Annotated in this window: 10 protein-coding genes; 5 read left to right on the top strand and 5 right to left on the bottom strand. The window is 45.7% G+C overall.

All coding sequences use genetic code 11. The annotated features are described in order from the left end of the window. Positions 1 to 18: 18 nt before the first annotated feature. Positions 19 to 195 carry a DUF4911 domain-containing protein gene (locus FCL45_RS14890; RefSeq protein ID WP_167495726.1) on the top strand — a complete coding sequence of 59 codons (177 nt, stop codon included), beginning with the start codon at positions 19 to 21 and terminating at the stop codon, positions 193 to 195. A 47-nt stretch (positions 196 to 242) separates the two neighbouring features. After that, positions 243 to 1595 carry a tRNA (N6-isopentenyl adenosine(37)-C2)-methylthiotransferase MiaB gene (gene miaB / locus FCL45_RS14885; RefSeq protein ID WP_136796741.1) on the top strand — a complete coding sequence of 451 codons (1353 nt, stop codon included), beginning with the start codon at positions 243 to 245 and terminating at the stop codon, positions 1593 to 1595. Positions 1596 to 1724: 129 nt separating this feature from the next. Here the strand turns inward: miaB and FCL45_RS14880 are convergent, their stop codons facing one another. The 4 genes from FCL45_RS14880 to cutA all read right to left on the bottom strand — a co-directional run bounded on the left by FCL45_RS14880 (position 1725) and on the right by cutA (position 6476). Further along, entirely contained in the window at positions 1725 to 3815 is a 2091-nt protein-coding gene (locus FCL45_RS14880) for a DNA topoisomerase IV subunit A (RefSeq protein WP_136796742.1), read from the bottom strand. Between the two features lie 67 nt (positions 3816 to 3882). Further along, positions 3883 to 5727, bottom strand: coding sequence for a DNA topoisomerase IV subunit B (locus FCL45_RS14875; protein ID WP_136796743.1), 1845 nt, complete (start codon positions 5725 to 5727; stop codon positions 3883 to 3885). Positions 5728 to 5952: 225 nt separating this feature from the next. Beyond that, positions 5953 to 6159: a hypothetical protein gene (locus FCL45_RS14870; protein ID WP_136796744.1), complete on the bottom strand. Its 207-nt coding sequence runs from the start codon at positions 6157 to 6159 to the stop codon at positions 5953 to 5955. Next, on the bottom strand, positions 6156 to 6476 hold the full coding sequence (gene cutA / locus FCL45_RS14865) for a divalent-cation tolerance protein CutA (protein WP_176360052.1): 321 nt from the start codon (positions 6474 to 6476) through the stop codon (positions 6156 to 6158). Before cutA ends, FCL45_RS14870 begins: the two co-directional genes overlap by 4 nt. A gap of 167 nt (positions 6477 to 6643) precedes the next feature. Here cutA and FCL45_RS14860 point away from each other — a divergent pair, with 167 nt between their 5' ends. The 3 genes from FCL45_RS14860 to FCL45_RS14850 all read left to right on the top strand — a co-directional run bounded on the left by FCL45_RS14860 (position 6644) and on the right by FCL45_RS14850 (position 9002). After that, positions 6644 to 7444, top strand: coding sequence for a type III pantothenate kinase (locus FCL45_RS14860; protein WP_136796746.1), 801 nt, complete (start codon positions 6644 to 6646; stop codon positions 7442 to 7444). 3 nt (positions 7445 to 7447) lie between these two features. Then, the gene (locus FCL45_RS14855; RefSeq protein WP_136796747.1) at positions 7448 to 8374 is read left to right on the top strand and encodes a S66 peptidase family protein; all 927 of its coding nucleotides are present in this window, start codon (positions 7448 to 7450) and stop codon (positions 8372 to 8374) included. Positions 8375 to 8528: 154 nt separating this feature from the next. Then, a complete protein-coding gene (locus tag FCL45_RS14850) occupies positions 8529 to 9002 on the top strand; it encodes an SH3 domain-containing protein (RefSeq protein WP_136796748.1) in 474 nt (157 codons plus the stop codon). Between the two features lie 70 nt (positions 9003 to 9072). On the opposite strand, the gene FCL45_RS14845 is transcribed toward FCL45_RS14850, so the two are convergent. Then, the gene (locus FCL45_RS14845) at positions 9073 to 12015 is read right to left on the bottom strand and encodes a DEAD/DEAH box helicase (RefSeq protein ID WP_136796749.1); all 2943 of its coding nucleotides are present in this window, start codon (positions 12013 to 12015) and stop codon (positions 9073 to 9075) included. Positions 12016 to 12163: the final 148 nt, after the last annotated feature.

Genomic DNA, 12163 nt, shown 5'->3' with positions numbered 1-12163 from the left:
TTTTCCCAGGAAATATTTTTGCGAATCTCTCCGGATAAATTTCATATATTGAAATTTATCCTGGAGGGATATGATAATCTGGCCATCCTTTCCAGCCACGACAGAAAAAACGGTATAGTCCGCGTTCGTTATATTTCTGACTCAGCAAAAGAGCTTTATGGTCTTCTCAGCTCTATTGCCCCGAAGTTGGTGTAAATTCCTTTTTTTATAAGGGCTGGTAAATTTTACTCTGTTTAGAAGTGATGAATCAAAGAACATTTTTTGTAAAGACATTTGGATGCCAGATGAACGAACGGGATTCCGAGATCATGTCCCAAACCCTTTCCATGCACGGCTATGTCGAAGGCATGGTTATGGAACAGGCTGATCTTGTTATCCTGAACACCTGCTCCATCCGGGCCAAGGCAGAGCAGAAGGTTATGAGTTTGCTCGGAATGCTGAGAAAAGCAAAGGCAAGCAATAAAGGGATGCAAATCTGTGTCGCTGGCTGTGTTGCTCAGCAGGAAGGGGAAAAATTACTCGAACGTATGCCCCATGTTGACCTGATCATAGGAACACAAAATATTTACCGGATCGGCGAGTGTCTTGAGTATGCCAGGAAAAATCCCGGTTTTATTGCTATCGATCTGCAGGATAATTACGATATTCCCCGATTCATGCCTGATAGTGATTTATCTGCAAACAAACCCGCAGAATTCAGGAAATTTGTCACCATCATGCAGGGCTGCAACAATTACTGTTCCTACTGTGTTGTCCCCTACACACGCGGGCGTGAAGTATCACGTAAAGTCAGTGACATAATCGACGAGATTAAGGTTTTGATTGAGGGTGGTATCAGAGAGATAACCCTGCTTGGTCAAAACGTGAACTCCTACGGTAAAACCAATATTGTAACAGATAACGGACTCCCCTGCTCTTTTGCCGACCTGTTGCACCTGGTTGCGGAAATACCCGGCTTGTCCAGATTGAGGTTTACTACCTCAAATCCTAAAGATCTTTCCGATCAGTTAATGCGCTGTTTCAGGGATATACCCATACTTTGTCCGCAGTTTCACCTGCCCGTACAGGCTGGATCCGATGCCGTTCTTAAAAGAATGAACAGAAAATATTCTGTTCAGCAGTATCTTGAACTGGTTGATACACTTCGCTCGTATCGCCCGGAAATCGCGTTAAGCACTGATATCATTGTGGGATTTCCAGGGGAAACCGAAGAAGATTTTCAGGGAACGATGGATCTGCTTGAGCAAGTCCGTTATCACGGTTCATTCTCATTTAAATACTCAGATCGGCCTGGTACGCGTTCAGCCGATTTTGACGATAAAGTCCCTGAGGATGTGAAGACCAGAAGGCTCATTGAATTTCAAGCACGTCAGGATGAGATCAGCCTTGAACGAAACAGGGAATACCTTGGCTCGACCAAAGAGATAATGGTGGAATCCATTAATAGTGACAGTATCAAGGGCCGCACCACTACCAATCACATTGTCCATGTCGATAGTTCAGGGCTTGGTGACAATATCCGCCCCGGTGACCTTCTGATGACAGAGATTTATCATGCCGGTCAGCATTCTCTCAAGGGGAAAATCAACAGCTGATATCAGGGTAAAGCGAATTTCTTCACTCAGAACGCAACATATTTAAGACCGGAAAAGGGCTGACAGTAAAAATACTGTCAGCCCTTTTCTGATTTTGCGGCAAGAGATTTAATCAACCTGTCACACAGATTAACTTTCCTCGCTTTCCCCGGCTGGTTTCACCTCTGGCGTCTGGCTGGAGTCAGCCTCCTGCCCTTCTTTGCCATTTGGTAATTCTTTTTTGGAAATTTGGGATTCCCCCAGACCCGGCAGGACTAGATTCTGTTTTTCCTCTTCCGTCACTTTTATTTTTTCTGTGGTTTCATAAACACGCCGAACCACTCTGTTTGACAGTCGTTTGCCTTTTGCGGCCGCCCCTTTCAGGAGATATTCATCAAAACTGATATTTACCGAGTTAGAGCGGGCACGTGGTGATGGTATAAGATTGGCCCTGGCATGTTTACCTTCGCCAAAACTGAGCAACAATATTTTTGAGCGCTTATCTTCGGCAAAGACCCGATATTCTTTCTCCATGATAAAGGACGGCATTTTGAATCTCTTGATGTAAACAAGATTCTCCGCACCATCCCGATATATCATGTTAAAGACGAGGTCTTTAGAGACTTTGCCAACCCAAAGCAGGTCATGACCAATAAATATCTTCTCTGAAACCGGAATGATCTTATAAACACCGCTCTCAAAAAGGAGGAATATTCTGTCATATTCCGAACACGGTATTGAGAAGTCCCCTTTTTTCTCATCTTCAGCTTTAATCTGGTGTCCGAGAAAACCGGTCTCACGGTTATAGCCAACAACGAGGTTTGACAGCGCAACCTTTCTGACACTCACTTCCTTGAATTCTGTTATCTCGGTTTGTCGTGGGAAGTTTGCGCCATATTTTTCCAGAATTTTATCAAGATACGATATGGTGTACTTGACCATATCCTTGAGAGACTTCTCTATTACCTTAATTTCCTTATTGATCTGACGAATCTCTTTCTGCTGTTTCTGAATATCGTACCTTGAAATACGCTTGATCCTGATTTCCAGCAACCGCTCAATATCTTCCAGCACAACGGGACGAATCAACTCGTCAGCAAAAGGCAAGAGAGAGCTTTCAACCGTATCGACGACTTTCTTGTATGTAGTCTGTTCCTCGATGTTTTTGTACAGTCGCTCTTCAATAAAGATCTGCTCCAGCATCCTGGCGTGAAGTTTGTCTTTCAATCTGCCAAGATCAATTTCCAACTCCCTGGTCAGATCGGTTACCAGCTTTTCGGTGTTTGAACGCAAGACTTCAGAAACCGAGAGCGTATCAGGCCGATCTCCGCAAATCAGGGTCAGATTCGGTGAAATTGAAATTTCGCAATCGGTAAAGGCATATAACGCCTTTATCGTATCGGCGGCGTGAATACCACGAGCCAGCTTTATCTCAATTTCGACATCTTCCGCGGTGAAATCACTGATTGAGACAATCTTAATTTTGCCGGCCTTGGCAGCTTTTTCTACCGACTCTATGAGGGAAGTAGTGGTCGTAGAATAAGGTATTTCCTTGATAATGACCGTTTTATCGTTCTCTTCCTCAATCCGTGCCCGACAACGGATCTTACCATTTCCGTCATCATACCCTGAGACATCTACCAGACCTTTTTTAGGAAAATCGGGATATAGAATAAACTCTTTACCCTGTAAAATTGCCTTTTGTGCTTCAAGCAACTCACAGAAATTATGAGGCATAATCTTGGTGGCCATGCCCACCGCAATCCCCTCTGCCCCCTGTAGCAACAGCATCGGAATTTTAGCAGGTAGAGTTACCGGCTCCATCATCCTGCCATCGTACGACTCGATAAATTCTGTAAGATCCTTATTAAAAAGGACTTCTTTGGCAAGGGGTGACAGGCGGCACTCAATATATCGCGCGGCAGAAGCCTGATCACCTGTAAAGATATTACCGAAATTTCCCTGTCTGTCGATCAGGTAGCCCTTGTTGGCCAGATTGACCAGAGCAGCAAAAATCGAAGCATCACCGTGGGGGTGAAGCTTCATGGTCTCACCGACAAGGTTAGCTACCTTGTGAAACCTGCCATCCTCCATATTGAACAAGGTCTGGAGAATGCGTCGCTGTACTGGCTTCAATCCATCTTCAATGGCAGGGATTGCTCGCTCCCTGATAACATAGGAGGTGTACTCAAGAAAATTCTCGTCAAAAAGCTTATGCAGTTTACCTGGTGAAGAATCCATTCAGTTACTCGATCTTGCCTCTGCTGTTATTGCTGGTCTTAATTAATCGCCTCTTTACCACTCTATCTTATGCCTGCTCTTCAACCGAGAGGAGGTTGTCCATGATGTATTGCTTACGCTCGGGTGTGTTCTTCCCCATGTAGAAGGCAAGAACCTTCGGTACTTCGCTCAGAGAGTCCAGCGTAACATCGCGTAACCGAATATCAGGTCCGATAAACTGTTTGAACTCCTTCGGCGAAATCTCTCCAAGCCCTTTGAAGCGAGTGGTTTCCACATTGACTTTCCGCTTGCCTCTGCCCTGCAGTTTTTTGGTGGCGGCAACCTTTTCCTTTTCGGAATAACAGTAGATTGTCTCTTGTTTATTCCTCACCCGGAAAATAGGGGTTTCCAGGATGTAAATATGCCCAAGTTTCACCAACGGCTCGAAATAATGCAGGAAAAAAGTGAGCAGCAGATTTCTGATATGGAGACCGTCGACGTCGGCATCGGTGGCCAGGATGATCTTATCAAAACGAAGAGTGGAGATGGATTCCTCGATATCAAGAGCCCTCATCAGGGAATACATCTCTTCGTTTTTGTAGAGAATATTGAGTTTTTGCCCTAACACGTTCATGGGCTTTCCCTTCAAGGAGAAAACAGCCTGAACCAGCGGATCGCGGGAAGAAACAATGGAACCGGCAGCAGATTGACCCTCTGTTATGAAGATCATGTTATCCCTGCCCTCTTTAGACGGCTTACCCCTTCCCGGATGATATTTGCAGTCTTTCAGATTTGGTATTTTAAAGGCGACCTTCCGGGCTTTTGCCCTGGCCTCCTTGCGCACGGTCTGCAATTCCTTGCGCACCTTTTCATTGCGCTGGATCTTGTCCAGCAGCAATTCGGCCATTTCTGTATTTTTATAGAGGGTGGAGGAGACTGCCTCCCGGACCTTATTGACTATCCAGGAACGTACCTCAGTATTGCCGAGCTTATTTTTCGTCTGCGACTCGAAAACAGGCTCCTTAATCTTAATCGCCAGAGTACCGACTATTCCATCCCGCACATCGGTGTTAATGAATTTTTTACCTGAAAATTCATTAATCCCTTTCAGGATTCCTTCACGGAATGCAGAAAGATGGGTGCCGCCCTCACTGGTATAGGTACCATTTACAAAGGTAAAATAATTCTCACCGTAGGAATCGACATGGGAGAATGCAAACTCACACACAGAGTCTTTGTAATAAATCGGTGTATAGATATTATTTTCGTCCAACTCTTTATCAAGCAGATCGAGCAGACCGTTAGCCGAGTAGTACAGGGCCTTGTTCAGGTAAAGCTTTAATCCGGCATTGAGATACGCGTAGCGCCACATTCGTTTTTCAACAAATTTGAGGTCATACGCAAAATCAGGAAACATTTCCGGGTCTGCAAAAAACTCAATACTGGTACCATTCTTTTGCTTGGTCTCTCCTGCATCCTGCGAGACAAGTTCACCATTTTTGAATTGGGCTGTAGCGAACTGCCCGTCACGATAGGCGGTAACCTTAAAGAAACTCGACAAGGCATTGACAGCTTTGGTGCCTACACCATTCAAGCCGACGGAAAACTGAAAAACATCAGTATTATACTTTGCACCGGTATTGATCACCGAAACACAATCGACAATTTTCCCCAAAGGAATACCACGGCCAAAATCCCTGACCTTCACTGTGCCGTCGTCTTCCAGGGTAATGTCAATGCGCTTTCCCGCCCCCATGATGAACTCGTCGACAGAGTTGTCCACCACCTCTTTAAGCAGAATATAAATACCATCATCCTGGTTCGAACCATCACCCAGGCGCCCAATGTACATGCCCGGACGTTTTCGGATATGTTCGAGGGAACTGAGGGTCTTTATCTTACTTTCGTCATAATTGTGAGTGGATGCGTTCATATTCTATATAATGCGAGAGGTTGAGCTTTATCGAATTGCCGACATAGTATTGTATTTTATAGTAATTGGCAACAGCCAGAAACCAAGCGTACCCAACTCCCTGATAAGGCCAGTCAAGTCGCACCATTCCACTAAACTTCAAGTTGATGTTAAATAAGAATCCAGTAATAGATGCGTTGAGGGGTCGCAGGACGAGAGGACCGAAGGCTCTCAGTGCGTGACGAACTACATCATGCGGATGCGCTCGCAGTCAGGACAGATCCAGGTCGGGCCATTGGAAATTCCCCATTTGTTTTCCTCAAAACATTCCTTACAGATCTGGAAACCACATGGGCAACTCCAGCAAAATTCTTTTTTCTCATTACAGCAATGACACCGATATTCGCCAAGCTTTCTGAGGCGGTACCCGGCCTTTTTAACACGTTCACTCATTTCTTCAATTCCTGATACATCCAAGCAAGATACTTATCATTCACTTTTACAAGTTGATCTGCTACTATTTCGGGCACATCGTATGGGTGTTGTTCTAAAAGTAGTGCCTCTACCTCAGGATACAATGACTCCAGGGTTTTTACAGAGAGAACAAACTCAATAGACTCAGCGATATCATTCTGCCAATGGTAAAGGCTTTTCACTGGTCCGTGAATCTGCGCACAAGCGACCAGACGATTGTCGAGTAACGCTCGTGCAAGCTTTTCGGCATGTTCCTGTCTTTCAAGAGTTGTCGTAACTATAAGCGCTTCTGCCATCTTCATGCCATATATTATTTATATTTAAGGATTTTTTTGATTTACAGTGATTGTGACCGATCTTCACCGTCACCATCTCCCTTTTCTTTTTGGCCTCGATTGAATATTCTAGCAGGGATTTGTTCAAATACAAAATTCTCACTCAGCAAGCTCTTAAAGGAGATACTATGCTTTTTGTCATTGATGTCGGTAATTCACACACCGTCACAGGGCTCTACGACGGAGATTCACTGATCGGCAGATGGCGACTCAAATCTGATCGCAAAAGAACCGACGATGAACTGGCAATTCGCTACCATTCGCTTTTTGCAATGGAGGGAATAGACACCGGAAAAATCAATGGGGTTGTACTGGCCAGTGTGGTTCCAGCTCTTGAGAGTGCCTGGATATCCTGCTGCAAAAAACATTTTTTCAGTCATTTGGCGGAACCTATATTGGCTATTTCGGATACAAATGTCAACGATATGATCTCCATTAAGCTCCCAAACCCTTCTGAGGTTGGCGCAGACAGGCTGGTGAATTCCATTGCAGCATTTGAACGCCATAGGTGCAACCTGGTGGTCGTTGATTTCGGCACCGCAATTACCTTCGACTGTGTAAATGACAAAAACGAATATCTCGGTGGAGCGATCCTCCCCGGGGTGGCCATATCCCTTGAGGCTCTCTCGACCAGGACTGCTAAATTACCACACGTAGATGTGTCCAAACCAGCAGGTAAAATGATCGGCACGAATACCGTTGAAGCCATGCAGAGTGGTATCCTCTATGGTTACGGTGCGATGCTCGACGGAATGATAGCCGGTATCAGAAAGGAAATGACCGAATCAGACGATCAGGAGTTCAAGGTTATTGCCACCGGTGGAATGGCACGGCTCATTTCCCCTTATTCTAATTGTATTGACTATGTAGACCCTCTCCTGACTCTCGACGGATTGCGTATTATTTATAACCGAAAACAAACCGCATAAACCATGATTGAAACAATGCTTCATCCCACAGCACTTGCCAGGAAAGACTCTATCGGGCTCGTTGCTCCAGCCGGTCAATTACCGAATATCAGCCGCTTTGAGACTGGTATCAGAATCCTCTCCGAGATGGGGTTTGAACCTAGATTCCCAAGAACTATGTGGCCAGGCTACGGCTACCTGGCCGACTCTGATACCAACCGCCTTGCAGAGCTCCATAAGAATTTTGCCGATCAGGAAATTAAAGGGCTCATTGCTGCACGGGGCGGCTACGGCTGTCTTCGCCTGGCCGGCGACGTCGATATGCAGCTGATCAGGAGAGAGCGAAAAATGATGGTGGGTTTTTCGGACATATCATTATTGTTGAATCAGGTCGTTCATCAAGCTGGGCTTCTCTGCCTGCATGGCCCGGTTATAACCTCCCTCTGCGATTGTACTCCACCGGCCCTGGAAAGATTTTATCACTGCATAACCGGTAACTGGGGTAAAGGAATTACTCCTAAAAATCTTGAAATCATACGTGGTGAAGGTGAAGCAAAAGGAATGCTTGTCGGTGGCAATCTGAGTACTCTCATGACAGTTCTTGCAACCCCGTTTGATTTCAGCTGGGAGGATAAAATAGTTCTCCTCGAAGACGTAAGTGAACCACTCTACCGGCTTGACAGGATGCTGACTCAACTCAGTCTGGCTGGAAAATTCGACAAGGTAAAGGGCATTATTCTCGGTGACTTCAACTTTGGCCAAAACCTCGATTTCCTTGAAAAAATTCGGAACCTCGAATATATATGGACTCGTATCAAGGAACTGACTCGTACCAGCCAGGCCACTGTATGGGCCAATTTTCCTTCAGGGCATTGTCCGGACAATCTCACCCTTCCCTTGGGAGCGACTGCGATCATGGATTGTGGTAGCGGTGAATTGAGATTCGAGTAGTATGTTTAGTTTTGCGTGACAGGATTTACTAAAAACATGTTCCATTAACGAGATATGATATTTGACTTCAAAGGGCAATAATGCTATAGAAGAGTCTGGTTTTAGCACATCGCATCCATAAGATAATTTCAAATTTCCATACAAAAGAAAATTCATGTCATTCTATAAATATTTACGATCGCACACACGTACTCTTATCGTAGCCGGAGCAACATGCCTTGCTCTGACTTCTCCCGCTCTCGCTGCAGAATACGTCTCTGTTTCCAAGGACAAGGTAAATGTACGCCAAGAGCCGGACACCGGAAGCTCTGTATATATGGAGTTGTTCCAGGGATATCCTCTCGAGGTGTTGAAAAAGCAGGGAGAGTGGAGTCAGATCCGTGACTATGAGGGAGATTCTGGCTGGATCCACAACACACTGGTTGGTAAAAATGACACTGTCATTATTAATGCCAAAAAAAGTGTCAACATGCGTTCAGGCCCATCCACAGACGCAGCGATTGTTGCTGACGTGGAGCGTGGGGTTATCATGACCAAAATTGGCCAGGATGGCAAATGGATCAAGCTCAAACACAGTTCCGGCACTGTGGGTTGGATTTACTCCCCGCTGCTGTGGCCCAACTCATAGAGCAAGGCATAACCAGCTCTATCCAGCAGCCTTTATGATTTGATAAGCACTTGTCGCACGAAGTATTCATCTACTTTGCATGGGCAAGTGCTTTTTCAATTGAAGGCTCCAGATTCATGGGAAGTCGAACTGTTTTACCTGCTTTATTCTGGAACAGGAAAAAGCCGTTCTCAAGACCATAAAGAAATAGATCCCTTGTAATTTCGACATCTTTTCTGCAATACTTTTGAATCAAGTCGATTCTTCCCTCCTTATACCACTGCAACGCCTGAAGTCCGTCTGCTGACTTTTTTTCACCAAGAGTATGTTCCGCCAGCCTGTCCAGGCTCAGCCGGTAGCCGAGATGATTGCTGATCTCCTCAAGCAGATCAAGGTTCGGCATTTGCTGGAAATCATAGCTGCTGTAGCCAGAAAGCACCCTGTTATCAAATCGCTTGTTATTAAAACCAACAACGAGATCAAGTTGTTGCAGATGATGAATAAGCTCATCGATTTCGTCTTCGAGATAGGTGACACAACCATCAAGCTCAGAGTCGTAGACTACGCCGACAGAAATCCCCATATTTTCAGCCCGATGCCAGCCTCCGACCTCTTCTGCTGATCGTATCGTTTCCAGATCAAACACACCATATCGACCAGGCAAAGCTTCTAATCCAAGCCGCTGCTGTTTTTGTACCCGCAACGATGAAGAACCTTGAGGGGTTGGATCAGGAAGAACACGTGCATTGTCTGTTGCGCTGAATTCAGACTGATCAGAAGAATTTTTCGAAAGGAGCAAATCAATCAGCTTCAGACAGGCCACTTTATCGATCGGCCTGTTGCCAGAACCGCATTTAGGGGAATGGACACAAGACGGACAGCCATTTTCGCAGCTGCATGAAGAAATCATTTTTTGTGTTTGCTGCAGCAGCTCATCAATACGATCAAAAGATTCTTCGGCAAGACCAACGCCACCTGAATGACCGTCATAAATGAAAACCGTCGCCTCTTCAGTCTGTTCGTGAAGTGGACATGATATACCGCCTATATCATTACGATCACACAACACCAGCAATGGAAACAACGCAATCATCGCATGCTCAAGGGCATGAATTGCTCCCATGAAATGATATTTTTCCTTTTCCAGCGTCTCTTTTATAGCGGGTGGGATATCAAGCCAGATACCTTCTGTCTCAATAATCTGTTCCGGTAGTTCCAGCGGCACAGTGGCAATCAGCTTCTGGGTTGAATTATTTCTTTTCTGGTAACCGGTAACCTGCTCCGTTACCTTGAGTTTGCCAAAACTCACCCTGCCCCTGAAACTCATTATGGTTTTCCGGGTGTCGAGAATTTCTGTGTTTTTGTTAGACATTGGCCGAGTAAAAAAGCTCGGTTTCATCCCGGTTACCACAACCTCTCTCGCTTCAAAATCAAGGCTCTGTACCACCCAGATTCTCGCCCTGTGAATGTAGACAGCACCCTGGTGACATTCTTTCATTGCCCGGCCGCTATCCACTTCCCCGATAATCTCTCCGGATTCGCTGTTTATAATCGAGAGTTGAGTGCCGCCACCACGAAGACTTACAAGTCTTTGAGGGTACTTCCGCGTAGAGAACCAGATATTGCCATCGGCAGACTGAAGCAATACTGCCTGGTTGGCGAGCGAATCAACGGAATCGGCAACCTCCTGGGCAGTAAGAAGACTTTCATCCCTTTCCAATGGCAACTCCGCAGCAGCACAATGCAGGTGCTGCTCCATAATCGCCTTGTTGTCCGGATTTAAAACTGCCGATTCAACACCACGTCGAAAGAAATCATCAGGGTTTCTCATGTAGTATTGATCAAGTGCATCCTCCTGGGCGACCAGAACGATAGCTGAGTCCCTGAACGCTCTTCCTACCCGGCCTCCCCTTTGCCAGGTTGCCATAATGGAACCCGGATAACCGACCAGGATACAGATATCGAGATCACCAATATCAATCCCAAGTTCCAGAGCCGAGGTAGAGATAACCCCATAGAGTTCGCCACTGGCTAATTTCTGTTCAATCTCTCGCCGCTCTTCAGGGAGAAATCCCGCTCTGTATGAGCTGAGTTTATCACTGAGTTTACCGAGTTTCGGGCTAGTCCATATATTAATGAGTTCAGTCATCTTCCGCGACTGAGTATAGACAATGGTTCGTAATTCCCGTTTTACCGCAGCCTCAAGCAACTGACTTGCGGTATATGCTGCACTGTCCCAAGGGTTCAAGAGCACCATATGTTTTTCAGCGGTTGGAGCACCACTGCTGCTGATCAGTTCACTTGGTCTGCCCGTTAGTTTTTCGGCAAGTTCGGCAGGGTTACCAATGGTTGCTGAAAGCATAATAAATTGAGGGGTTGCGCCGTAATAACGTGCTATCCTCTGCAGTCTCCTGAGTATCCATGCCATATGCCCACCGAGCACCCCCCGGTACGTGTGCACTTCATCAATGACTATATATTTCAAATTGTTAAAGAAATGTACCCAGTTGCCATGGTAGGCAAGAAGTGATAAATGCAGCATTTCAGGGTTGGTCATAAGAATCGGAACACCCTCTTCCCTGATTCTCCGACGCTGGTAGCTCGATGTATCACCATCGTAAATCGCTGCATAGCGCTTCTTTTGTTCCGGCAACACTTCGTTAAATTCACTGAAAACCCTGAGTTGATCCTGAGCCAGCGCCTTGAGCGGAAAAAGATATAGGGCTGTACCGGATTGATTACGAAGCAGCATGTCTATGACTGGTAAATTGTAGATCATGCTTTTTCCGGAAGCGGTCGGAGTAGCTGCAATTACATCTTCGCCTGCAAAAACATAAGAAAGAGCCTGTTGCTGATGGCTGTAAAGTTCAGTTATCCCACGCGTATTTAAAAACTCACAGAGCTTCGGGTGAAGCGTAGTCGGGAACTGTCTGGACGAGAGCGCTTTTGCCGAAACGGTTTTATGGGAGACGACTTGAGGCCCAAATTTTCTGGATGCCTTCAAAGCTGCTATATATTCCTGCACTTTTGACATTTTTTTTACCGTTGTTCTGCTGCGCCTGTTTTGGATAAATTATGAAAACCGGGTACAGATTATGTGTATATATTTTTTTGGGGCTGGAGATCGGATAATTACGGTATCATTTGTGAAATATCAGGGTGTCTGTCAAACATCCTGGCAA

Source organism: Desulfosediminicola ganghwensis, from assembly GCF_005116675.2.
Classification (GTDB): Bacteria; Desulfobacterota; Desulfobulbia; order Desulfobulbales; family Desulfocapsaceae; genus Desulfopila; species Desulfopila ganghwensis.
This window is presented reverse-complemented; position numbering and strand designations above follow the sequence as displayed.